The sequence below is a fragment of the Paenibacillus sp. M2 genome, assembly GCF_046713495.1.
GTDB classification, from domain to species: domain Bacteria; phylum Bacillota; class Bacilli; order Paenibacillales; family Paenibacillaceae; genus Paenibacillus; species Paenibacillus amylolyticus_B.
In genome coordinates, this window is the sequence record NZ_CP169648.1 from 6,906,064 (window position 1) to 6,930,665 (window position 24,602).

Sequence of the window (24,602 nt, forward strand, 5' to 3'; positions counted from 1 at the left end):
TCCCCACCTCTCATAGATAAATGGAATAGTAAACATTCTTAATATGCATTTTACTCATGAAAGAATGCCATGTAAAATTTGTGATATCAAATGAAACATTTTCAAAAAAAAATTAAACGATTACGTTGATTATATAAGGAGGGATTGAAGTGAAAAAATGGGGCCTTGGTATTGCACAGGTTGCGCTCTTAATGGTTTTTTCACTGCTTATGGACCTGCTGGCCCGTACTCTCCATCTTCCTGTACCCGGTTCACTACTCGGTATGGTTGTGTTATTCATTCTGCTTCAGACTCGTGTCGTGAAGCTGCGTTGGATTGAAGTTGGAGCTGCCTGGCTGCTCGGTGAACTATTGTTATTTTTTATCCCGTCAGCCGTTGGCATCATGAACTATATGCCCATGCTGGAGCATGACGGATTGCAGATTTTATTCATCGTACTGCTTAGTACATTCCTGGTCATGTCCTGCACAGGCCTGGTTGCTACACGAATTGCCAAACGAAAGGAGCGTCACACCGGATGATTGGATTTCTCTGCCTGCTGTTAACCGTCGGTATCTATGGGGTCGCCAAACGAATGTATCGTAATCTGCCGAAAGTGTACCTGTCTCCGTTGCTCATTACGCCACTGCTTGTCGTTGGCATATTACTTGCAACCGGAACGGATTATGCCACGTATAGCAGTGGCGGCAAATGGCTGAGTCTGCTTCTTCAACCGGCCACCGTGGCTTTTGCCGTTCCGCTCTATACCTTTTTCCATGTACTCAAAAAACATATTTCCGAGATTGTCTTCAGTGTCATGACCGGTTCAGTCGTTGCCGTACTCTCTTCTGCCCTGCTCGCCAAATGGTTGCGCCTGGATTCCGGTCTCATTCATAGTCTGATCCCAAGATCGATTACCACTCCAATTGCCATGAACGTATCCGCCACCATCGGTGGCATACCCGCAGTGACAGCTGTTTTTGTTATTATGACTGGTCTGCTCGGAGTGATTATGGGCCCTTCTATTGTCAAAATGCTGCGCATCGATGGGGAGATTGCACGAGGCACACTGTTTGGAACCGGTGCCCATGGCACAGGGACATCCAAGGCATTTGAACTGAGTTCCCTGACCGGTACCATCTCCAGCATCTCCATGGTGCTCGCTGCATTGTTCACTTTAGCCGTTGCACCCGTCCTTTCCAAACTTATTTTTCCATAATAGATGGCATTATTCCACTTTTTTGAAATATTATTGTTGTATTAAAGCCCTTTCTTCCTTACAATAAGGACAGGTTTTTAATTGTGAATATTGCGGGGGAGATGCGATGAAAAGAACCGGAATGAAGAGATCTCTGGACCGTCTTGGACGAATTGTCCTTCCCAAAGAAATGCGGGATACGATGGAAATCCATATCGGCGATCCGCTTGAGTTTTTCATTGAAGGGAAAGAGTTGATTTTAAGAAAGTACAAATCAACATTATGTATTTTTTGCGGTGATGTAGATACGGAAATGTATTTCAAAGAACAATTCATCTGCCGGACTTGTGCAATTCAATTAAAACACCCGGATGACTCTCCCGACTGGTTCGTACCTCAGAACAAACAGGCTCCTGCACCCGTGGAGCGTCCTGCTTCCAAATCCGCCCCAGTCTCATCTCCCGCTAGGGAAGAAGGGACCACAGCTGACAACCAAGAATACCCGGACCTGCGGCCAAAGACGGCACGCATGCTGCAACAGATGAAAGAAATTGTTGAACAGAATCCCGGTTTGGCTCAACAGCAAATTGCGGAAAAGCTTGGCATCAGCCAAGGACGCGTCTCTCAATTAAAAAAGTTACTATAATCAAAATGGCATTCGATCATTTATAGTCAGAAGACCTTCCGATCAGGAAGTCCCGCTGCAAGAGAACCCGTTGTTTTTCGTGGGTTCTTCTTTTTTTATTCAACTTGTAATGGAAAGGAGCTCTATGGATAAAATTCTGTATTTATCACAATTCGACCTCATGTCCTCCTTATCCGAGGCAGACCTGATTGAAATGGATGGGATGACCTCTATCACGACCATACCCAAAAACAGACAGATCCAGACACCGGATACGTTTACGGAGGGTTTCTATTTTGTAAAACGGGGAAAGGTTCGTTTATATACATTAAATCCGGAGGGCAAACAGTTCACTCTCGATATGTTGACGGAAGGTAACGTGTTTGGAGAAATGAACGGAATCTCACTCGGAACACGCGCCGTTTATATCGAAACGATGGAGGAGTGTGATATTTGCCTGATGAACAAACAACGTTTTGAACAGTTTCTGATTGAACATCCACAATTTATGATGAGACTGATGAACGTACTAAGCGAGCGGATCAAGCAAATGAGTGAGTTGACACGGACGCTCGCACTAGGAAACCTGCATGAAAAGGTGCTACATAATCTCTTCCGTCTGGCTGAACAGATGGGATGGATCGAAGAAGATGAGTTCTGCAAGATTCAACTCGCACTTACCCATCAGGAGATTGCCTGGATGGCGGGGGCTACACGGGAATCGGTTACGATTGTCATGCAAGACTTGGCAAAAGCAGGTCGTATTCGTACCGGATTCAAATCAGTCTCCCTTCATCGTGACGAAATCGCTACCCTTCGGAAAATCACTGCCCACTTGTAAGATGCCTTACATCCCCTTTCTCCAGCAAGTTGTATTGTATAACTCATGATGCTATACAGCTAAGGAGGAATATACTGTTGAATGCTAAGCCAGATCTATTTATCCCTGAAGACATTTTTCTTCGCAAAGGTGCCCGTAGAGCAACGGAGATCCCTGAGCATATCCGCAATTGGCTGCAAGCAGGACATATCGAATCAGTCAATCTGACCGAATGGCTGGCTGTAGATCATGTTTCTCTTTTTCAGAAGGTTACCCATGAATGGGGAATGGATACCGAAACCAGAGCAATTACAGAGCAGTTAACACAGATGGATGAGCAGCGAATCATGAAAATCATCCCGGCCATAGCCATGCAATGGCTTGATCTGTTGAATCGTCTAACCATGAATGAACAAACGGATCTCTTTCGTTCCATTGCAGAGCATCGTTCAGACAGTGTTCGCTGCTGGGCGGCTTATATCATTGGGCTGAATTCTGGTCTGAACCTGACTGAAAAGTTGAAGCATATTCGGCCCTTTGGAGCAGATCATCACTTTGGTGTAAGAGAAATCGCCTGGATGGCTGTACGGGAGTCCATCTCTGCCGAATTATCCTTAGCCCTGCAGCAGTTAATCCCATGGAGCGTTGACCCTGATCCACTGATCCGTCGCTTTGCCATAGAATCAATCAGACCTCGTGGCGTCTGGACCAAGCATATTCAGGAGTTAAAAGAAAATCCGGCCATGGCCCTTCCCTTGCTTGACGCGGTGAAATCCGATGCCCATAAGTATGTACAGGATTCGGTAAGTAACTGGCTGAACGACGCCAGCAAGACCAATCCAGAGTGGGTGCGGCAGGTCTGTGCCACTTGGACTCAGCAGTCGGATACACAATATACGCGGCGAATCGTTAGACGTGCCACGCGAAGTCTTACATAAAAAAAGATGACCACCGCTTACTGGCAGTGGTCATCTTCTGCATAGGCATCCGCGTTTACATTCCTTTTGACAGGAATACCTTTTCCTCGGTAAATAGCCCCATAACGTTCCCTCTTATCTTTAACTTACGCCTGAATCGCGTCCATCTGGCCTTCTTCTTCCGCTTCCAATCTGCGCATGCCTACCACCAGAACAATGATGTTAGCTACCAACAACACAGCCGGGAACGGAACAGCAGCGTATTGTGCATAGATCAGATGACTTCCCACGGCCCCAATCAGAATGAATGTCAGTATGCCTGAAGCCAGGATGCGAGTACGTGGAATCAGCAATCCTACTGCACTAAGCAACTCCGCAGCCCCGAGCAAATACATCGTCCATGTCGGATAAGAGAAACTTTCGAATGTCTGAATCATCATGTCTGCCCCACTAATCTTGTTAAACCCTGTCATGACGAAAACACCTGCTAACACAACCAGAAAAACGTAACCCAAAATCTTGTTCATGTGTATATCCTCCTGCAAGAAATTATATGTTCCTACTATGTAATGATTATTTTTGCTGCACATTGTAAAAAAAGAATCTATGTAAAAGTTCCCAAAGGTCACTCTGTTTTCAACCGTTCAGCCGAGTTTAATTTTCAGAATAGTACGCGTTCATATTATACGTATTATTTATCACAAACTTACTTTTGTGAAGTTAGTATATATTAATAATATAATTTCTTCAAGTAATTTTTCACTGTATGATGTATAATACATACAAAAGGTATGTTACAGTATATTTTGTAGTAACCCTCATTTACTTGGATGTCCTATATTCTTAAAGCGGCAGAAACCATGTCCTTTCATATACAACCTGCGAAGAAAATAATCATGAATCGAGGTGAACACGTTGAAGCTAAAAAAAGTAAAAACACCAAGTCCCTGTATGATCACTCAAGCCATAGACATCATAGGAAAGAAGTGGGTACTGTTAATCATGTACCAACTGTTGTCCGGACCCAAACGGTTTACGGAGCTTGAAGCAGAGATGGCGATCAGTGGACGACTTTTATCGGAGCGTTTGAAGGAAATGGAGACGGAAGGTATCGTAACCCGACACATGTTTCCCGAGATACCTCCCCGTGTAGAGTATGAATTAACACCTAAAGGCAGAGCCATTGAACCTGTCATTGATCAGATCTACAGCTGGTCATCCGACTGGTTGAAACAGCAGAAATCCGAGTAGTTGAATTGCTGCTTAATAATCTCTACTCAACACAAATACGCCTGAATCGGGCCGATCTGCGGATCATTCCCTGATTCAGGCGTATTTATATTACGTTCAACTTTTATTAATGAGAGAGATATTTTGAAGGCTGAAGCTGTACCGGCAGACCGGAATCTGCCGATGCCAAGGCCGCCGTTGTAATCTCCTGTGTACGGCAGGCATCCGCATAATCGGACAGAATTCGTGAACGGTCTCCCGTACGAAGGGCGTGAATGAACGCTTCATTCTCACGCTCGTATGGATTATGTCCTGCCGGAATCTCCAGACCTGCCATCGCATGTTTTGCCGCACTTGGCAGAAGCAAACGTTCTGGCGTCCAATCCCACACGCCTGCATCCGTGTAGAACTGGAGCCCCGCGCCGCCCTCTCCGTCTGGCAACAGACATGTATTGGCGATACTGGCAATCGCTCCACTTTCCAGCTTGAGCGTCACATTCGCCACATCGGCTACGGTCACATGCTCATGCTTCTCATGCATGCTTCGCTGAGCTGCTACGGCATATACCTCCGTAACTTCTCCTGCACAATACCGAAGCAAGTCTACAATATGTGTAGTCTGCTCTACGAATTGTCCTCCTGAACCGTCCTGACGCCGCCACCAGGCGACCCCTGGCATTCCGCCCATCCAGCGGCCAAGAGCCATGCCGACCGTCTGTTCTTTCATCGATTGCTGCAGGACCTGCGCGGCCTCCTGATAACGGAAATGGTATCCTACAGAGGTTAACAATCCGCTCTTTTGCACCTGATCCAACACCTGACGCGGAACATCCATTCCGGTGCTCAAAGGTTTCTCCACCAGGAATGGAATACCGCGGCGGATTAATTCGGACTCAATCGACCCGTGAGACATCGGAGGCACACAGATATACACCGCATCCAGCTTCTCACCATCCAGCATATGTTCAAGTTCCCCGTAACCAACTGCATCATAAACGGAGGCCATGGCCTCTGCCTTTTCGAGCGATGTTCCACAGACACTCGCAACACGAACACCTTCCATCCGTGCGAGAATATCCGCGTGTACCTTACTGAACCAGCCTGTTCCAATGATTCCGATCTGTAATGTCATGGATGTAATCCCCTCTCTATGTTACACGCTTACATGTTCCATTCGACTCTTGACCTTGAAATCCTGCCTTAGATTTTGCCGGATGCTTCCAGCAACAGCTGATCCAGTTCCTGTGTATGTTTAACCTCTTCTTCTTCAGACCAGTTCAAACGACCTGCCATATACGAGATAACCGCTGTTTTATAGCGACGAACTTCATCAATACGGAAGAATAAATCACCTGTTCTTCGTACCAAAAAGTCAGACGGGGTTACAGCCATCTCTTCATCAATCGCGTAAAGCAGCATCAGCAATAGCTCCTGTGGCATGCCATGAAGCTCGGACTTGGTGCGTGGATCGGGCATTCGCTCATACAGTGCCTCCACATTGGAACCATACGTGCGAACCAGCCGCTCCGCAGCAGGTCGGGCAAGCCCGAGGGCAACACCGTCCTTGATCTTGCGCTCCGCATACGATACAAATCCAGCCGATCCCCCTACGTCACCGCCGGAGATGGGCATCTTCTTCGTTACACAAGGGCCTATGGAATACCCACTCTCCTGCTCCATCTGGCGTGCGACCAGATCAACAACCATCTCGGCCATCTTACGGTATCCGGTTAACTTGCCCCCGGCAATCGTAATCAGATTGGAATCGGATACCCAGACTTCATCTTTACGTGAAATTTCGGAAGGATTCTTGCCTTCCTCATGAATGAGTGGACGTACACCCGCCCATCCGGATTCCACGTCCTCGGTACCAATGTGTACATCTGGAAACATGCCGTTGACTGCATCGATCACATAATCGCGATCTGAGTCGGAAATTTGCGGGTGTGCAGGATCATCCTGATATACAGTGTCGGTTGTTCCTACATAGGTTTTGCCATCACGTGGGACAGCAAATACCATTCGACCATCTGGTGTATCAAAATAGACAGCCTGCCTCAATGGGAATCGTTCACCATCAAAGACCAAATGAATGCCTTTGGTCATCTGTAGCGTTTTCCCCTTGCGCGAACCATCCAATTCCCGCAGCCCATCCACCCAGGGGCCGGAAGCGTTGATCACCTTGCTTGCTTTTAGCGTATATATCTGCCCATCGATCTGATCCATAGCTTCAATACCTGTAATCTTGCCATTCTCCTTCAGGAAACCTTTTGCCTTGACGTAGTTCACTGCCTGTGCCCCACGTTTGACAGCTTCTTTCATAACTTCTATGGTGAGCCTGGCATCATCAGTCCGGTACTCCACATAGAGTCCACCACCCAACAACCCCTGTTTGCGTAATAAAGGTTCACTGTCTGACACCGCTCCAGCATTCAACATTTGGCGCCGTTCACTGCGCTTCACCCCGGCGAGCCGATCATACACCATCAGTCCAATGGATGTGCTGAAGCGGCCGAACGTGCCAGCCGTATAGATCGGTAACAACATCGGTTCCGGTGTGGTTACATGTGGCCCATTCTCATAAACTACAGCCCGCTCCCGTCCTACCTCAGCAACCATCTTCACTTCATATTGCTTCAAATATCGTAATCCGCCATGGACAAGCTTGGTCGAACGACTGGATGTACCTGCTGCAAAATCCTGCATTTCTACAAGCGCCGTCTTCAATCCACGGGAAGCTGCGTCCAATGCAATCCCTGCGCCTGTAATTCCACCACCAATAATTAATACGTCAAAATGTACATTCGCCATGTTTTGCAAATATTCGGTCCGGTGTGCTGACGAGAACGTTTCTGTCATTCTTGAACCTCCTATTGATTTTCTCAATTTTTCCGTAAAGAAAACAAAAAAAGGACCACGTCATTCGCTCAGCAATTGCTGAGCGGCACGTGGTCCCTCCCGATCTCCAGACATCATTTTTTAACTTGTGCCTTTATCCTATCACAGATTTTTGACGGCGTGAAGTCCTGAAATGACACATTATTCAAAAAAAATTCAAAAAGTTGTTCTGCCAAAGGATGGAATTTCAAATGAATCCACTAACCTTGTTTTTTTCCTTATAGTGGGTATGCATTTTGCCTTCTCCAGGAAGAATAACCCTGTAAATCATGCATCATTTTCCACCAGTAAATATCATTTATAACATATGTTTAGTTAAAAAGTACAAATACCCACACCAAGAAATATTCATTTCATTTCTTTTATTTAAAAGCCATTGCTGCATTCACTGCACGTTTCCAGCCTGCATACAGTTCTGTCCGTTGTTGCTCAGCCATAACAGGCTTGAAGACACGCTCCGTATTCTCATGATCCGTCAATTCATCCGCACTCGTCCAATATCCAACCGCCAATCCTGCCAGATAAGCCGCACCCAATGCAGTCGTTTCATTCACCGTTGGGCGTTCGACAGGAATGCCCAGAATATCACTCTGGAACTGCATGAGAAAATCATTCGCCGCCGCTCCTCCATCCACACGCAGAGCATGCACGGGAATACCCGAGTCGGATTCCATGGCCTCCAGTACATCTTTGGTCTGATACGCCAACGCCTCAAGCGTAGCACGGATAAAGTGTTCCTTCGTCGTACCTCGGGTCAGGCCAAACACCGCACCCTTAACCTCACTATCCCAATATGGACTGCCCAGTCCCACAAAGGCAGGTACCATATAAACGCCATCTGTGGAAGGCACACGTGAGGCGTAATCCTCGCTGTCTTTTGAAGAGCGAAGCATTCTTAATCCGTCACGCAGCCACTGAACCGCTGAACCTGCGACAAAAATGCTGCCTTCGAGCGCATATTCAACCTTGCCATTCATCCCCCAAGCAATCGTCGTAATCAGTCCGTGATTGGATTGTACCGGGTTCTCTCCCGTATTCATAAGCATGAAACAACCGGTACCATATGTATTTTTCATACTGCCCTTGGTGTAACAGCCCTGACCAAACATCGCTGCCTGTTGATCTCCTGCTGCTCCCGCGATCGGAATCCGATGACCGAAGAAATGATAATCTGTTGTGTGTGCATACACCTCGGATGAACCCCGTACCTCTGGCAGCATGGCCTTAGGAATGTCGAGGATAGCCAACAATTCGTCATCCCATTGCAGATCATAGATGTTATAGATCAAGGTACGTGAGGCATTGGATATATCCGTGACATGTGTACCCCCGCTCAGTTTCCAGATTAACCAGCTATCAATCGTGCCAAAGAGCAATTCACCCTTCTCGGCCCGCTCCCGGGCACCAGGGACATGATCCAGAATCCACTTCACCTTTGTTCCGGAGAAGTAGGGATCGATCAGTAATCCTGTTTTACGGCGGAAAAGGTCCCCGAGACCCTGCGTCTTCAATTCTTCACAGATATCTGCGGTCTGTCTGGATTGCCATACCACTGCATTATAGATGGGTCTGCCTGTTTCTTTGTCCCATACCACAACAGTCTCACGTTGATTCGTAATTCCAATTCCGGCAATCTGAACAGGTTTGATTCCGCTCTCTGCCAGACATGAAGCCATCACGGCAAGAATGGAACTCCAGATTTCGTTGGCATTCTGCTCTACCCAGCCCGGTTTGGGGAAATACTGGGGGAATTCCTGCTGTGCAATGTGCACAATCTCTCCGCCACGGTTAAACAGAATAGCTCGGGAGCTTGTCGTTCCCTGATCCAGAGCCAATATATATTTTTCCATACAACCAACCTCCTGTTGTGGGTTATTTTTAATTTGTAAGCGATTTCTCAAAATGTCGGATCAGCTCTGCGTTGGATGTGGTCACTGCCGTAGCCCCGACGCCAAGCGCAAGTTCAACCTCTTCAGGTGAACGGATCAATCCCCCCGCAATAATGGGTATCCCTGTACGCACAGATACTTCCGCAATAATATGCGGAATGACGCCAGGTAATACTTCAATGTAATCAGGTTGGGTTTTGGCCAGCAACAGATAACTTTTCTCCAGTGCATGGGTATCCAGCAGAAACACACGCTGAATGGCTGTGATGCCTTTCTGCTTCGCCTTCTGGATGACACTTGCCCTAGTCGAAATCAGTCCTGCCGGGCGAATGTGCTGACACAGATACTCTGCCGCGTACTCATCGTTTTTTAATCCCTGTACCAGATCTGCATGCAAAAGTATCTTTTTGTCATACCGCCGCGCCTCATCCATTACACTCTGAAGCTGTGCAATATGCGTTTCCAGCATCACCCCATAGGTATAAGGGCCTTCAATGATCGCTTCAAACTGCTTCATGCTCTTCGCAGCCGGCAATATACGTTGTCCCTCAAATGGCACCTTGGTTCCTCCCGCATTCATCAGATGACTATATTGTATAATCCACACTGTCGGAACGGCAAGCCATTCCATGAATCAGGGAAACCTGATCGCTACCCTGTCATCCATGCAAAAAAGCCGCTGTATACTTCTCCATAGCGGAGAGTAAAACAACGGCTAATCAGCTAATCGTATATGTTCAATGAATAAAGATTAAGCCTGCGCATGCGGAAGCAGCGTCTCTGCCCCAGCCCAGCCATCACTTTCCGCCAAGTGACCAGAACGGTTCACTTTCGTTTGCAGATATTTCTCGTTGAATGCAGAGCGATCTCCCCACAGTGGGACACGTCCGCCCACATTCAATCCTGCTTCCTGCAAAGCAGCCAGCTTCCGTGGATTGTTCGTGATCAATGTAACCGGTGCGGAGCGAAGTGCACGCAGCACAGCAATCGCATCGTCATAATTACGAGCATCGTCCGTGAATCCGAGCTGCAAGTTCGCATCTACCGTGTCCAGACCTTCTTCTTGCAAAATGTACGCCATGGCTTTGCTGAACAGACCGATGCCACGGCCTTCATGATTCGCAAGATAGAACAGTGCACCCGCTCCGTGAGCGGCGATCATTTTCATGGATTGCTCCAATTGGAAGCCACAATCACAACGCTTGCTGCCAAAGATGTCGCCTGTATGACAGATGCTATGCATCCGGATCAGCGCTTCTTGTGCTTCAGCAAAGTCACCGTACACCAGAACACTGGATTGTTGACGCTCTGCTAGTTCAGCCTCAGCAAGGGATTCGATTAACTCGCCGCTCTCCATCGCTTTGTCCGATTTCATCCAGCTGTACCACTGGAATGTCTTGGTCTCCCCATCGAGGTTAACCGGAAGCTTGATTGGTCCCACCAGGTATATAAACTCTTTTCCACTCGGAAAAGTCTGAATTTTAGGGGCAAGCAGTTGAATAATATGTGAATTGATCATTGTCGTTCCTCCTGTTTAGGCCAACTTGTATGTTGATTGATTCGCATCCAGCGTGAAATTGGATCACTTGGATGTTATATAGTACGCATCTATATTATTCTCATCATCATTAGTTACTTTATGTAAGTTAGTTTAGAATAAAAATTATAATGTGTCAAGTAACTTTTATTTTTAAAGTAACTACCCAATTTATGTTACGCAACGGACACAAATATGTGTTTCATTTCAGGAATATTGGGTATGAGTTTATAAACTGCTCATACACTAATGTTGTAGTCCAAAGCACTTCATGCCTCGAACTTAACGATGAGGGGGTAATGCACATGATCCGCCGGAAAAGAACATGCTGGACAGCCATACTGATGGTCTGCGTCCTGCTCATAAGCGGATGCTCCATCTGGCCCGGACAGGACGATTCAGCGAACAACAAAAAGGTAACGCTTACATTATGGTACTGGAACCGTTCCATCGATGATAAGTTGATTGCCAGGGCTAAGGAAAAGTTCCCCAACATTGAACTGACAGCTCAGAAAATCGGCGGTGATTTCAAAGCAAAGCTCAAAACAACACTCGCTGCACGCTCAGGTGAACCAGACATTGTGGCATTGAACGACTGGATCATGGAGCTATTCCCCAGTGAGGACCGTTTCTATAATCTGTATGATCTCGGTGCAGGCGATATTGAAGACCAGTATCTGCCGTGGAAATGGAAGCAAGGCGTTACGCCAAGCGGACAGATGATCGGGTTCCCGATGGATACGGGACCAACAGCTCTCTTCTATCGTGAAGATCTCTTCAAGGAGGCAGGATTGCCATCTGATCCCGAGGACGTTACACGTCAGATTAACAGCTGGGATGCATATGCCGCTGCCGGAGAACAGATCAAGGAGAAATTCGGAGGCAAGGTATTTCTGACCGATAACATTGGAAGCGTTTACAACCAAGTGTTGTCACAAGGCGCTGAACGTTATTTCCGTCCAGATGGTTCATTCATCGGCATGGATTCTGCTCTGGTGCGAACAAGCTGGGATACATCCATAGCTTTCAAAGAGAAGGGACTGCTTGCCAATGCAGACGGCTGGACTCCAGGCTGGAACGCAGCGATGAATAACGGTGAAGTCGCCTCGTTCGTGGGTGCTGTCTGGATGAAGCAAGTGCTTCAGGAAGCTGCACCGGATACATCCGGGAAGTGGCGGGTAGCTCGGGCTCCGGGAGGGGATGGCAACAACGGGGGATCATTCCTGTCTATCCTGAAGTCGAGTGAACATCCTCAGGAAGCCTTTGAACTGGTTCAATGGCTGCAAAGTCCCGAAAATCAGCTGGAGCAATACCAGACATTGAACCTGTTCCCTTCCGCACCAGGTGTGTTTGATGACCCTGCTATGAAAGAAAAAGAACCTTTCTTCGGCGGACAGGCGACGGGGCCTGTATTTGCCGAATCGGCACAGGAGGTGCCGGATGCTTTTTTTGGCGAAAGATACCCCTCCGTACACAACATTATCACCCGACGGCTGAATGATGTGGCGAAGCAAAATGCCGATCCACAGCAGGTCTGGACAGATACGGTACACCGCGTCGAGCGGGAATTGCAGCGTTAACCTGAAGAACGTGTGGTTTCGTTATCCGCAAAGGAGGAATTCATATGGCTGTAACTGAACCTCGTCTTACTCCCGATCCCGGAAATGCAAGACCTGATCTGGATCGGCAGAAGTCACTATGGGCGAGAATGTGGGAGCATCGTGCACTTTATGTTGCAATATCGCCGTTTTATATTCTGTTTGCGGTATTTGGCCTGTTCCCGATTGGATTCTCACTCTATCTGGCTTTTCATAAATGGGATGGCATCGGTGTCATGACGTACAACGGGTTCAACAACTTCAAATACATGCTGACCGATGCCGAGTTCTGGCAAGCCGTGGGCAACACGTTCATGATCTGGATCTATTCGACGATTCCGATGCTCTTCTTCGCCCTGATTATTGCCTTTCTGCTGCATGCACCCTTTGTGAAGTTCCGTACATTATTTCGGGTCGGTTATTTCCTGCCAAACGTCACGTCCATCGTAGCGGTAGCCATTATCTTCGGTGCTTTATTTGCCAACAATTATGGCTTTCTCAATTATCTGTTGCAGTCGGTCGGGCTACCTGTTGTGGAATGGCTTAATGCACCATGGGGCATCAAAGTCGCAATCTCCTCCATGGTGGTCTGGCGCTGGACCGGATATAACGCTGTCATCTATCTGGCCGGGCTACAAAGTATCCCGCAGACATTATACGAAGCGGCCAAGATTGACGGCGCATCAGCGATACAGTCCTTTTTCCGAATTACGATTCCGATGCTGCGCCCTGTAATCCTGTTTACGGTCATTACATCAACGATAGGCGGAATGCAGCTGTTCACCGAGCCGCAAGTATTGGTAGGTAATGATGGCGGCGCTGGTGCAGCAGGCATGACGATTGTATTGTACCTCTACCGTGAATCCTTCATTAACAATTACTTCGGCTATGGCGCTGCCGTTGGTTGGGGCATGTTCCTCATTATCGCCCTGTTCTCGATTGTGAACTGGAAGCTTGTTCAAGGCAAATCATCCTGATGTGATAAGGGGGAGCGCTCATGGCGACCAAACACCTCAAATCGCTGGTGTTGTATACCGGTCTTATCGGGGGCATGCTCATATCCATGTTCCCGTTCTATTGGCTGATTGTAATGTCTACCCGGACAACGTCCGATATCTACAAGTTCCCACCGCAGCTCTGGTTCGGGGGTGAGCTATGGAATAATATTACGCGGGTATTGCAGCAAATTGATTTCTGGGGCGCCTTTCTGAATACGTTGTTTGTGTCGGGCCTCGTGACCATACTTGTACTGTTTTTTGACTCACTGGCGGGGTTTGCGTTTGCGAAGTTTGAATTTCCCGGCAAAAAATGGCTCTTCATCCTGCTGCTCGCGACCATGATGGTACCTTCCCAGCTGTCGCTGGTGCCTTCCTTCGTACTGATGGCAACGTTCGGTTGGGTCGGTTCCTTCAAAGCCCTCATTATTCCCGGCATGGTGAACGCCTTCGGCATCTTCTGGATTCGCCAGTATGCGACAGAGTCGATTCCAAACGATCTGCTGGATGCAGGCCGCATCGACGGCTGTAATTTCTTCCGGCTCTATTGGAACGTAGCGCTGCCAATTCTGCGACCTGCCTTTGCTTTCCTCGGCGCGTTCACTTTTATCGGCGTATGGAATGATTATCTGTGGCCTTTGATCGTCCTGACGGATGAACGCAAATATACGTTGCAGATTGCGTTGTCTCAATTGAACGGGTTGTATAACACAGACTATGCCATGGTTATCGCGGGTACGTTGCTTGCCGTCATTCCACTCATCGTTATGTTCCTGTTCATCAGCCGCCAGTTTATTTCGGATATTGCCGCAGGAGCGGTGAAGGATTAAGGATGATGTAATCGAGATCGACGTAATCTGCTCCATTTTGATCCATCCCTCAAGTCTGATATTCTTAACTATAGATGAAATAACAGATGTCATATAAGTTGGATGAATAGCGTCACGTGCACGAAGGGAACAGAAAGGGCCTGAAGAAATGGAATTAAAAGCTTTCTGAAGGAAAGCTACTTCGAAAGCATATGCTTCGCATTTACGCGATCGGAAGGCTTTTTGTACCGGAAGTGTTAACGTGTAACAGCATTCTTTCACTTATATATTTAAGAAAGAGGGATGACAAAATGGCTTCTTCACCCTATATGATCGGCGTAGATATCGGCACGACCTCCACCAAGGCCGTCTTGTTCGAACAGAACGGAACCATTGTGGCTCAAGGCAGTGCCGATTATCCGCTGCACACCCCCACACCTGCGATTGCGGAGCAGGATGCGGAAGATATTTTCAAAGCAGTCATCGAATCCGTTAAACAGGCCACGTCCAAAGCGGGAGTGAAGCCAGAGGACATCCTGTTTGTATCCTTCAGTTCAGCCATGCACAGTATTCTGCCAGTCGATCAACACGGCAAACCGCTGATGCGAGCCATGACATGGGCAGATAATCGCAGTGCCGAGTGGACCGAAGCACTCAAATCCGAGATGAATGGCCACGAAATCTATCTGAGAACAGGTACGCCCATTCATCCGATGTCCCCACTCACCAAGATCATGTGGCTCACTCGGGATCAACCGGAACTGTTCAGACAGACGTACAAATTCATATCCATGAAAGAATATGTCTTCTATAAATTATTTTCTGAATACGTCATTGACCACTCGATGGCCTCCGCCACCGGACTCATGAATCTGGAGAAACTCGACTGGGATGCAGAAGCGCTGCATGTGGCCGGCATTACGCCGGAACACCTGTCCCGATTGGTCCCAACCACACATGTGCTGAAACATGGATTGCACCCGGAGTACGCCAAGGAGATGGGCATTGCGGTCACCACACCGTTTGTCATCGGGGCCAGTGATGGCGTACTCTCCAATCTGGGCGTGAACGCCATTGATCCGGGCGTCGTGGCCGTGACCATTGGTACCAGTGGAGCGATTCGCACAGTCGTAGATAAACCGGTGACCGATCCAAAAGGACGCTTCTTCTGTTATGCGCTCACGGAGGATGCCTGGGTCATTGGCGGACCAGTCAATAACGGCGGTGTTATTTTCCGCTGGATTCGGGACGAGTTTGCGGCTTCCGAGGTGGAGACTGCGAAAAGACTTGGTATCGATCCGTATGAGGTGCTCACTCGTGTTGCAGAAAATGTACCTCCGGGTTCGGAGGGTCTCTTGTTCCATCCGTACATGACAGGTGAGCGGGCTCCGCTCTGGAATCCGAACGCACGCGGCTCGTTTTTTGGCCTGACGCTGCATCATAAGAAAGAACATATGATTCGCGCTGCCCTCGAAGGTGTGTTGTTTAACCTGTACACGGTCATGCTGGCAATTGAAGAAAAGATCGGTCGTCCAAAAAAAATTCAGGCAACTGGCGGCTTCGCCCGCTCTGAGTTGTGGCGCCAGATGATGGCCGATATTTTCGATCAGGATGTCATCATCCCGGAAAGTATTGAAAGCTCCTGTCTCGGCGCAGCCGTACTGGGCTTGTATGCTCTGGGCCGCATTGATTCCCTAAGTGCCGTCTCCGGCATGATCGGATCAACGCACCGGCACCAGCCTGACCCGGACAGTGTCCGTGTTTATCGGGAGTTGCTGCCCATCTTCATCCGCATCTCCCGCAAATTCGAAGAAGAGTACGCGGATATCGCTGCTTTTCAGAATAAGACGATGCAGGGGTAGGGAAGGCGTGGGATGTTACACGTCGGAGATTCAAAAAGTCGAACCGGAATACGCTAACGAATCGTAGACGTCTTATTTGAAGCTTTTAACATGTTTTCAAAATCTAACGAACCTGAGCCACCTTATATCGGATTACATGGGCAAAAAACTGCTCTAGAACCTAATATGTAGCCTATTAACGTGTCTGTGTTTCGTTAGAATCTTGAATTCACGAAATACCTTCCAATAGCGTGCGTCTGGTTCGTTAAAAGTGACCAAACAACGTTAATACAAAGGAAATCACCCTCTCCTAAGCTACATCCGGCTCAGATTAACATTCGACTCTAACGACTAGTTTTATACACGTTTACTAGGACCCTCCCGCCATGTTTTGGACATGCGGGAGGGTCTTTTTCATTTACAAATCAGATCTTCACAGACTGTTTTTGTGTACCAATTATCTTGAGGAAATTGCGCTATTCGATAAATGAATCCCCCCACCTCAGCGCCTTTCAAATTAGCTAAATATACACAAAAAAGCCACACAGCTTAAAGACTGTGGAGCTTCGTTTCTAACCATTTCAATTTCTCATATTTACATTCCGCTGTTACTGATTATACTTGCTGAACGCATTCTGGTCGGCCTGTACATTCTCCAGATACACAATCTGGCCCGCATCATTTACACGCGCGATATCAATGCCTGCTTTGGCATATACCGTTCCGTCTGCCGCTTGTCCGCATACCGCCCAGTTGGTTTGGTAGCTGCCGTCAGGCTGTTCCACCCAACCGTCCCACATATGTTTTACGTCCTTATTGTATTCGTAGAAAGCCTTCATGAAACCATCGAACCCTGATCTGCTGGTGCCGTTAAGCACAATCTCTGCGTCCGGTGTAAACAGAGACAATAAGTCCTGCATGGCGCGCTCGTCTGTACGTGAAGCATCAAATAAACGGAAATAGTTGTTCAACAGTGTAGTGGTACTTATAGTACTCATTTATATTCCTCCTAGAATAAAAAGCCATTTTCCAATCTTTCAGTTCGAACATTTTCGAACTAACTGAAAAGAAATGTAACATACTTCTTATACTGCCCGCAAGAGACAGTTCGATTTTTTTCAAACATTGAAAGAGGAAGCCGAATATGCTAACGTCAAGATATGAGAACTCCAACGATACCTATGGCTTCGGAACTGAAGCTGACCACGGTCTGCAATGCATTGGGTGATCCGATCCGTATGAAAATTGCACACTGTCTGGCCAGCTCTGGCGAGAAAAACTGTTCCGCCTTCGAAGTAGACCATATTTCCAAATCCACGTTGTCCCATCACATCAAGATTTTACGTGAAGCTGGCGTGATCCAGCCGCGCATTGAAGGTAAACAGCACTTTTACTCCCTACGAAAGGAAGAACTAAACGTACGTTTTCCAGGCCTCGTCGAGATGATTCTGAATACAACCGAGGAATACGTGACATTAAAGTAAGCAGGTCTGGGATAAACAAATGATGATCGCAATTCCCATAAAGGAGGCTAACCATATGGACAAAAAGGCAGCAAAGATACTGCTGAGTACCTTCTGGGGAGGTGGTGGCTGGAAAACAACCTCTCTACCCTTCTCTGGAGATGAATTTGAATATGCCAAAAGCAAAGGTGTTATGTTCGATCCACTCACGATCACGCATGACGAGATTGTCCAGCGTCTGTACGACATGCATCAGGATGGCTCGTTTAAGGAACGGGTGATTTCGGCATTTCTACATAGTCTGTCCACCAAAAAAGTCTATCTACGCAGCGCATTATCCAGCTGGGCTTTAACATCGCACATGCCTTTACACACCTATGCGGAACGACCTGCCCTTCACCCTAACACCAGTGCCTGTGGGGATTGTAACTTCCTGCGTTTGCAGTCAGACAAGGAATATTCCAACATCGACTTAAACGTCCTTAATTTTGAACGGATCAAGTGGGGCGGCGTGCGTCACGGTTGGCTTATCTATTGCCTGATGGATCTGGAATTACTGCGTAAGGACAACGATGCAAACTATGAAGTAACTCCTGAAGACCAAGCCATCCTTGTAAAGCTGCTTGAAGCAGCTCAGACGGAAGACCCCAAGGACAGTGCACGTTCACTGGAGAAAAAGTGGAAAGATATCTTGCCTTCCAGCAAACAGGAGCGGGATGCCCTGCTGGAAATCTGGGCGGCAGCCGGAATATTGGTTCCTGGAGATAAACCGAGAAAACGCAAAGGTGGTTCCAGCGATTTTGTTTTTGCAGCAACCTGGCAAGGTGATGATGGATATCAGGCCGAAGCCGTAAAACATTATTTTGGCTCCTATCTTCCTCAAATGTGATAAAACCTGAACTTTTGCTCACCTTTGCGTACGTATGGTTACAATAATGACATCGACAGATTTCCTGTTTAACTCGTATAATAAGGGGAAATTGGTAGATGGGAGTGAAACAAGCGAGTTTATGGTATACATACTGGCTTTTATAGTGTCTTTTGCTGTCGTGGTTCTGCTTATTCCGCCGCTTGGTCGACTGGCTCACCGGCTCGATTTTGTGGACAAGCCTCGGGAAGATGTGGAGCGTAAGCTACACAGGCAACCTATCCCGCTCACGGCGAGTTACGCGATATTTACTGGATTTTTCCTGACATACATTGCTCTGACGAAAGAAATCACATGGGAAACAGCGGCTCTGGTCGCTGGTGGTATGCTTCTGCTAACGATTGGTACCGTCGACGACTGGTACAAAACAAAAGGCAAAGATTTTCCTGCCCTGCCCAAAATGCTCGTACAGGTCTCTGCGGCAGTACTCGTATTTGCTTCTGGCATTGCGTTCACCGGATTTGTGAATCCCTTCAACGCGGAGTATGTCATGCTTCCAATCTGGCTGCAATTCATTCTCACGATCCTGTGGATCTTCGGGGTGACAACAGTCATCAACTTCTCGGACGGCATGGACGGACTGGCTGGCGGGTTATCGGCCATCTCGGCAATTACCCTGTTCATCGTGGCGCTTGCCAAAGGTCAAAGTGATTCCGCACTCATGTCGATCATTCTGGTCGGTGTAACGATTGGTTATCTGAAGTACAACAAAGCTCCTGCCAAAGTGTTCATGGGTGATGCAGGCGCTACGTTCCTTGGCTTCATTCTGGCGGTTATCGCTCTGGACGGTGCATTTAAACAAGCAACCATGTTGTCCATCTTCATTCCAATTCTGGCGCTGGGTGTACCGATCTTCGACAACATCTTTGTCGTTATCAAACGTTTCATTCAAGGTAAAGCGATCTACCAGGCCGATGCGAGTCAAGCCCATTATCGACTGCTGCGTGCAGGATTGAATCAAAATCAGGTGGTGGGTGTACTGTATCTAGTCAGCACATGTCTGTGTCTATCCTCCATTATTCTGATGTTAGTGGAGTTATAAAACCAAAATAACGATGAAAATAATAGAAGCCACCTTCATTGCGTTGAGGGTGGCTTTCTTATGATGTTTTTTTGGAAAGCTGAGTGATTCTAACTTACGATTTAACAGCCCCTGCCATAGCACCTCCAACAATGAAACGTTGCAAAGCAACATAGAGGACAACCAGTGGCAAGGTAACAATCAGAATGCCACAGGCGAGCAGCGGCCAGTTGTTCATGTACTGTCCATAAAATGTAAAGAGTCCTTTGGTTACCGGCTGATAATTCGGATCAGATAAATAAATGGTCGGCCCGATAATATCGTTCCATACACCAATCGCAGTAAGAATAATACCTGTTGCCAGGATCGGTTTCATTAACGGAACAAGGATAGTAAACAGATAACGTGTATATCCACTCCCGTCCATGGCCGCCGCCTCATCCAGTTCACGCGATATTGATTTGATATAACCCACAAACATGAGAAAGGCAATGCCCGTACCTGTCGTCTTCAATAAGATGTACCCGATTTGGGTGTTGTAGAGACCCAGATTATTAATCAGGGAAAACTGCGGAATGAGCGGGTTGGGAAGGTACATGGAAATCAGAAAGAAAATATAAATGAGTGTGCTGAATTTAACATATCTGCGTGCGAGCGGGAATGCAGCAAATATAGATAAAATCAACGTCAGCAGGGTGGACATCCCTGTATAGAGCACACTGTTCCACATATACTGAGAGAAGTTCCCTTTGTTCCATGCTTCGGAAAAGTTCTCAAGCCGGATCCCTTCGGTAAGAGCTACAGGATTGAGCAGATACTCTGTCTGTGTCTTCATGGATACATTGAACAGATAGAATAGAGGAAAGACGTACAACGCAAGCATGAGCAGAACGATGACGTAGCTGACCATTCTGGACGTTTGGCTCTGTTTCATTACGCTTCCACCTCTCTTCTGCGAAGGTAAAATAAAGCGACCATCGATATGGTAAATACAAAGAGGAACTGAATCATCGCGACAGCAGAAGCCAAACCGTAATCAGCCGTTCCTGTGCCAAATGCTGTAGCATAAACATCAAACGCAAGCGTCGTTGTATTGAACTTGCCGCCTGTAAGTACATAGATAATATCAAAGGTTTGCAATGCCCCTATGATAGACAAGAGCATATTAACCGTGAATGCAGGAGCAATCATGGGGAATGTAATGTTCGTAAATGCTTTCCATCCCGAAGCACCATCCATGTAACCCGCCTCATACAGATCGCTCGGAATGGACTGCAGACCTGCAAGAAAAATCGTCATGGAGTAACCCATGTACATCCAGATTTGAACAAAAATAATCAGTTCAAAGGCGATATTATAATCGCCAAAAAAGTTGGAACTGGTACCAAAGAAATTCAGAAAGGACTGGGCTGGTCCGCCCAGCGGATTTGCAACGAGTTGCCAAATGAGTCCAGACACAGTAACCCCCAGCACCACTGGCAAAAAGAATACCGCGCGATATAATTTATCGCCTCTAAGCTTTTTATTGATCAAAATCGCTATAAACAAACCCACTGCATTTTGTATGATCACAACAGCAAACGCAAAGTATAAGGATCGCCCAATAGCATCCATTCGGTCTCCAGCATTGGATGCACCAAAAAATGTTTTATAGTTTTCAAAGCCGATAAAGCTCCATTCCTGGCCCCGAACACCAGTAGCATCTGTAAACGAAAACAGTATCGTTACAAGTGATGGACCGAAGCCAAACACGACATAAAGTAACAACGGAATGCTTAAATACAGATAAGGAATCAGTCTTGCCTTGCCTTTCCCAAACGGATACATCGTCCTCACACCTTTCATGGGGTAAAACTAAGACATAAGAAAACCGGAATAACAGCCTTGTCTGGCCTGAAGGCTCAGACCCGAGCGCTATTCCGGCGCATACGGCCAACTTGTGCCATGAATATGAATGATTATGAACTACTTTGGAGCAGCAGCATCCCAGTCCGCTTGGGATTTACCTGCAAGCTCTTCCGGTGTTGCAATCGGTCCGGCTGGCTTGAGCATCTCTGCGTGAACGCTGGCCTCCGAAATGTACTGTCCTACATTCTGACGATTAATGAACAACTGATCCCAAGAAAGTTTAAAGCCCTCCAGGTAAGGCTGAATGCCTTGGATAAACTCACTTGTCATCTCCACATCAGGCTGTGTGGGCAGGAAGCCTGCTGCATTCACAAATTCCGTGTAGTTCTCTTTCTCCGATAACATATCAAGCCATTTCATTGCGTAATCCTTGTTCGGTGAGTTATCCACCACCATCCAGGTCATATCGTATTTACCCGCCAGATTTTTGTTCTTGGCTGCATCATTGCTACCTGGAATTGGGAAATATCCAAACTTCAGATCAGGGTTGGCCGTTTGAATTGTTGTTGCATCCCAAGTGCCGTCAGCAATCATAGCCACCTTGCCTGTAGCGAACAAACTGGGCAATGTTCCGTAGTCAATACCCATGAAACCAGGCATTGCATTGTTCATCAGATCCTGGGATTTCTGCAAGACTTCAAGTTGAACCGGATCAGTCAGCTTGGTTTCACCAGTCCATAGACCTTTGATATAAGCAAGCTGATCTTCATGAATAGAGGCCTGGAGCCCTTGCACCGCAAGACCTGTTGGCCATACATCTTTACCCGCCAGACCCAGCGCTTCGACACCATTGTCTTTGAACACTTTGATAACATGTTGCAATTCATCCCAGGTTGTAGGGATCTCCAGATTATATTTTGCGAAGAGTTCCTTATTGTAGAACAGTCCTGTGAATGCCACCTTGCCCATGTTTACACCGTACACCTTATCGTTATACGTCATTGCGTTCTGTACATCCGCTTCATTGTAGTTGTTGATAAAAGATTGATCTGACAGATCACTGATTAACCCGGCATCGATCCATTGCTTCCACATCGGATCAGCAGCACCACTGGACCATTCCTGCGGAGCGCCTACAAAGCTTGATTTGAGTGGAATGATATCTACGTCCCCATTACTTCCGGCGTTCATCCGTGTTTGCATCAACTGATCGTAAGTCGCGTCTGCCGGAACCGTAGTATATTCCACCTTTACGTCCGGATATTTCGCTTCAAATTTCGTATTAAACTCTTTGATGTAGTTGTTAATATTCTCTTGCTGCCAGTGAATGATCTTCAAGGTAACTTTTTTGCTGCCGTCTGTAGCCTGAGTTCCTTCTGATTCCGAAGAGCTGCTACTACAAGCGGCGAGCACACATAATAAAGCGGTTACAAGTACAATGGCTAAATTCATTTTCTTCATTTTCGTTGTCCCCCAAATTTTTGAATTAAATCTACGAAATCAGTTTCGTTAATTCCACCCTTATTATGACTTCAGATCTTTATTTTGTAAATAGTCATTTTGTTTTTTTGATTCCCATACTCCAATTCGCTTGATAAAAGCTTTATTTATTGCTGTATACGTTGAAATCAAGGTAACCTTTACGACAGTTACGAAAGTTACGAAAAACAGCACATGACATGGTTTCATGTACAGTCCCAGACAATCCGGTAATCCTTTAAATGGACTCAAAATCTGTAAAACAATTAAGATTATGAGCTAAAATTAGCCTTTATTTTCGCAACAAACCTCTTTGATCGCTTCAAACCTATGGATGCATATTATTTCAAGTGTGATTCCCTCCTTTCTTCTGTTGACTCTCCGGTCTTTGTAGCATAGAATACTTGCAAGAAAGCAAAAAAACCGATACAGCCCCAGTTTACGAAACTAGTTTAGGAATCCGAGGGATGTTTATGAATATCAAAACGATAGCGAGTTTAGCCGGCGTGTCTGTAGCCACGGTGTCCAAGATTATCAATAACTATCCAGATATTAGCGAGGAAACGCGCCAGCGTGTGCTTAAAATTATGGAAGAGACAGGCTATCGTCCATCTTCTTCAGCCAAAACACTGGCAACCAAAAAATCCAGCCTCGTTGGCGTTGTGTTTGCAGGGAAGCTGAACGTGGATTTCAGCCACCCTTTCTTCGTACAGGTTATCAATGCGTTTAAGAAACAAATTGGCTTGCTTGGATACGATCTACTCTTCTTCTCAAATGAGAAGTTTCTGGATCAGGGTGAGGACTACTTGGCGAGATCCAAGTATTTTCAAGTGGATGGCTGTATTATTATTGCGGGGGATGAAGTCGAGAGCAGTATATTTGACCTGGATGCCAGCCCGATTCCTTGTATCGGAATAGATATCGAACTAACAGGACAAAGCTCCTGTTACATCATGTCCGATAACGATAAGATCTCAACCAAAGTTGTAGAACAATTTTATATGAACGGTTATCGAGAAGTTGGTTTTATCGGGCTGGAGCGCGCCTCTCTTGTGATGCAACAGAGAGAGATGGCTTTCAAACGTTCACTAAATCAGTTTAGTCTTGATGAAAAGCCCGAGTGGGTTGTATACAGCAAAGATTATGCCGCAGCGGATGGATACGAAGCGGCCAAGAAAATGCTTGCCTGCAAGACTCTGCCACGTGCCGTGTTTGCAGCCACAGATCTACTTGCCTTTGGAGCTATTCGCGCCTTTAAGGAAGTGGGGTTACGCATTCCAGAAGATATAGCTGTGGCAGGTTGTGACGACATCGAAGCCTGCCGTTATACCGATCCAGCGCTAACAACCGTCAAGCAGGATACGGATAAAATTGGACGCCTTGCTGCCATGATTCTGTTCGATCTGATGAACAAACAAATGGATAATCGTTGCATTAAAGTAGAGCCGGAACTGGTTGTGCGTCAATCCTGTGGCACAGCCATGCTGCTGGCACAGGAAATCTGAGCGTTACCAAGAAGCAAAAAGG

24 protein-coding genes are annotated in these 24,602 nt (G+C 46.9%); 14 read left to right on the forward strand and 10 right to left on the reverse strand.

Features of this window, described 5'->3' with window-relative positions:
- Positions 1–149: 149 nt before the first annotated feature.
- From ACETMN_RS31400 to ACETMN_RS31420, 5 genes are all read left to right on the forward strand, one after another.
- Entirely contained in the window at positions 150–521 is a 372-nt protein-coding gene (locus ACETMN_RS31400; RefSeq protein WP_411735527.1) for a CidA/LrgA family protein, read from the forward strand.
- The gene (locus ACETMN_RS31405; protein WP_047840819.1) at positions 518–1,198 is read left to right on the forward strand and encodes an LrgB family protein; all 681 of its coding nucleotides are present in this window, start codon (positions 518–520) and stop codon (positions 1,196–1,198) included. Before ACETMN_RS31400 ends, ACETMN_RS31405 begins: the two co-directional genes overlap by 4 nt.
- A gap of 106 nt (positions 1,199–1,304) precedes the next feature.
- Positions 1,305–1,823, forward strand: a complete 519-nt coding sequence (locus ACETMN_RS31410; RefSeq protein ID WP_047840820.1) for an AbrB/MazE/SpoVT family DNA-binding domain-containing protein — start codon at positions 1,305–1,307, stop codon at positions 1,821–1,823.
- 124 nt (positions 1,824–1,947) lie between these two features.
- The gene (locus ACETMN_RS31415) at positions 1,948–2,643 is read left to right on the forward strand and encodes a Crp/Fnr family transcriptional regulator (protein WP_411735528.1); all 696 of its coding nucleotides are present in this window, start codon (positions 1,948–1,950) and stop codon (positions 2,641–2,643) included.
- Between the two features lie 77 nt (positions 2,644–2,720).
- Positions 2,721–3,560 carry a DNA alkylation repair protein gene (locus ACETMN_RS31420; RefSeq protein WP_411735529.1) on the forward strand — a complete coding sequence of 280 codons (840 nt, stop codon included), beginning with the start codon at positions 2,721–2,723 and terminating at the stop codon, positions 3,558–3,560.
- Positions 3,561–3,685: 125 nt separating this feature from the next.
- Here the strand turns inward: ACETMN_RS31420 and ACETMN_RS31425 are convergent, their stop codons facing one another.
- Positions 3,686–4,066: a DoxX family protein gene (locus ACETMN_RS31425; RefSeq protein WP_051447288.1), complete on the reverse strand. Its 381-nt coding sequence runs from the start codon at positions 4,064–4,066 to the stop codon at positions 3,686–3,688.
- Between the two features lie 424 nt (positions 4,067–4,490).
- Here ACETMN_RS31425 and ACETMN_RS31430 point away from each other — a divergent pair, with 424 nt between their 5' ends.
- Entirely contained in the window at positions 4,491–4,790 is a 300-nt protein-coding gene (locus ACETMN_RS31430) for a winged helix-turn-helix transcriptional regulator (RefSeq protein WP_026081419.1), read from the forward strand.
- A gap of 106 nt (positions 4,791–4,896) precedes the next feature.
- Here ACETMN_RS31430 and ACETMN_RS31435 read toward each other — a convergent pair whose 3' ends face one another.
- From ACETMN_RS31435 to ACETMN_RS31455, 5 genes are all read right to left on the reverse strand, one after another.
- Positions 4,897–5,901 carry a Gfo/Idh/MocA family protein gene (locus ACETMN_RS31435; protein ID WP_091012653.1) on the reverse strand — a complete coding sequence of 335 codons (1,005 nt, stop codon included), beginning with the start codon at positions 5,899–5,901 and terminating at the stop codon, positions 4,897–4,899.
- A 68-nt stretch (positions 5,902–5,969) separates the two neighbouring features.
- Positions 5,970–7,628 (reverse strand): glycerol-3-phosphate dehydrogenase/oxidase, encoded by a 1,659-nt coding sequence (locus ACETMN_RS31440; protein WP_091012651.1) that lies wholly within the window; start codon positions 7,626–7,628, stop codon positions 5,970–5,972.
- A gap of 401 nt (positions 7,629–8,029) precedes the next feature.
- Complete coding sequence (gene glpK / locus ACETMN_RS31445; RefSeq protein WP_091012650.1) at positions 8,030–9,517, reverse strand: glycerol kinase GlpK; 1,488 nt, start codon at positions 9,515–9,517, stop codon at positions 8,030–8,032.
- 28 nt (positions 9,518–9,545) lie between these two features.
- Positions 9,546–10,115, reverse strand: coding sequence for a glycerol-3-phosphate responsive antiterminator (locus ACETMN_RS31450; protein ID WP_091013254.1), 570 nt, complete (start codon positions 10,113–10,115; stop codon positions 9,546–9,548).
- 192 nt (positions 10,116–10,307) lie between these two features.
- Positions 10,308–11,075 carry a GTP cyclohydrolase II gene (locus ACETMN_RS31455; RefSeq protein ID WP_047840826.1) on the reverse strand — a complete coding sequence of 256 codons (768 nt, stop codon included), beginning with the start codon at positions 11,073–11,075 and terminating at the stop codon, positions 10,308–10,310.
- Between the two features lie 323 nt (positions 11,076–11,398).
- On the opposite strand from ACETMN_RS31455, the gene ACETMN_RS31460 reads away from it, so the two are divergent.
- The 4 genes from ACETMN_RS31460 to gntK all read left to right on the forward strand — a co-directional run bounded on the left by ACETMN_RS31460 (position 11,399) and on the right by gntK (position 16,357).
- Positions 11,399–12,673, forward strand: coding sequence for an ABC transporter substrate-binding protein (locus ACETMN_RS31460; protein ID WP_091012648.1), 1,275 nt, complete (start codon positions 11,399–11,401; stop codon positions 12,671–12,673).
- A 128-nt stretch (positions 12,674–12,801) separates the two neighbouring features.
- Entirely contained in the window at positions 12,802–13,668 is an 867-nt protein-coding gene (locus ACETMN_RS31465; RefSeq protein WP_091013252.1) for a carbohydrate ABC transporter permease, read from the forward strand.
- Positions 13,669–13,688: 20 nt separating this feature from the next.
- Positions 13,689–14,516, forward strand: a complete 828-nt coding sequence (locus ACETMN_RS31470) for a carbohydrate ABC transporter permease (RefSeq protein ID WP_036612996.1) — start codon at positions 13,689–13,691, stop codon at positions 14,514–14,516.
- Positions 14,517–14,806: 290 nt separating this feature from the next.
- Positions 14,807–16,357 carry a gluconokinase gene (gntK, locus tag ACETMN_RS31475; protein WP_091012646.1) on the forward strand — a complete coding sequence of 517 codons (1,551 nt, stop codon included), beginning with the start codon at positions 14,807–14,809 and terminating at the stop codon, positions 16,355–16,357.
- Between the two features lie 587 nt (positions 16,358–16,944).
- Here gntK and ACETMN_RS31480 read toward each other — a convergent pair.
- Positions 16,945–17,334, reverse strand: a complete 390-nt coding sequence (locus tag ACETMN_RS31480; RefSeq protein WP_105600290.1) for a nuclear transport factor 2 family protein — start codon at positions 17,332–17,334, stop codon at positions 16,945–16,947.
- 162 nt (positions 17,335–17,496) lie between these two features.
- Here ACETMN_RS31480 and ACETMN_RS31485 point away from each other — a divergent pair, with 162 nt between their 5' ends.
- The 3 genes from ACETMN_RS31485 (at position 17,497) to ACETMN_RS31495 (ending at position 19,769) form a co-directional block, all read left to right on the forward strand.
- Entirely contained in the window at positions 17,497–17,820 is a 324-nt protein-coding gene (locus ACETMN_RS31485; RefSeq protein ID WP_244661071.1) for an ArsR/SmtB family transcription factor, read from the forward strand.
- 55 nt (positions 17,821–17,875) lie between these two features.
- Positions 17,876–18,688 (forward strand): hypothetical protein, encoded by an 813-nt coding sequence (locus ACETMN_RS31490; RefSeq protein ID WP_411735530.1) that lies wholly within the window; start codon positions 17,876–17,878, stop codon positions 18,686–18,688.
- Between the two features lie 121 nt (positions 18,689–18,809).
- The gene (locus tag ACETMN_RS31495; protein WP_036613004.1) at positions 18,810–19,769 is read left to right on the forward strand and encodes an MraY family glycosyltransferase; all 960 of its coding nucleotides are present in this window, start codon (positions 18,810–18,812) and stop codon (positions 19,767–19,769) included.
- A gap of 94 nt (positions 19,770–19,863) precedes the next feature.
- On the opposite strand, the gene ACETMN_RS31500 is transcribed toward ACETMN_RS31495, so the two are convergent.
- From ACETMN_RS31500 to ACETMN_RS31510, 3 genes are all read right to left on the reverse strand, one after another.
- On the reverse strand, positions 19,864–20,682 hold the full coding sequence (locus ACETMN_RS31500; protein WP_091012639.1) for a carbohydrate ABC transporter permease: 819 nt from the start codon (positions 20,680–20,682) through the stop codon (positions 19,864–19,866).
- Complete coding sequence (locus ACETMN_RS31505; RefSeq protein WP_076320327.1) at positions 20,682–21,575, reverse strand: carbohydrate ABC transporter permease; 894 nt, start codon at positions 21,573–21,575, stop codon at positions 20,682–20,684. Before ACETMN_RS31505 ends, ACETMN_RS31500 begins: the two co-directional genes overlap by 1 nt.
- Before the next feature lie 138 nt (positions 21,576–21,713).
- Complete coding sequence (locus ACETMN_RS31510; RefSeq protein WP_411735531.1) at positions 21,714–23,057, reverse strand: ABC transporter substrate-binding protein; 1,344 nt, start codon at positions 23,055–23,057, stop codon at positions 21,714–21,716.
- Positions 23,058–23,548: 491 nt separating this feature from the next.
- On the opposite strand from ACETMN_RS31510, the gene ACETMN_RS31515 reads away from it, so the two are divergent.
- On the forward strand, positions 23,549–24,580 hold the full coding sequence (locus tag ACETMN_RS31515) for a LacI family DNA-binding transcriptional regulator (protein ID WP_105600660.1): 1,032 nt from the start codon (positions 23,549–23,551) through the stop codon (positions 24,578–24,580).
- Positions 24,581–24,602 lie beyond the last annotated feature (22 nt).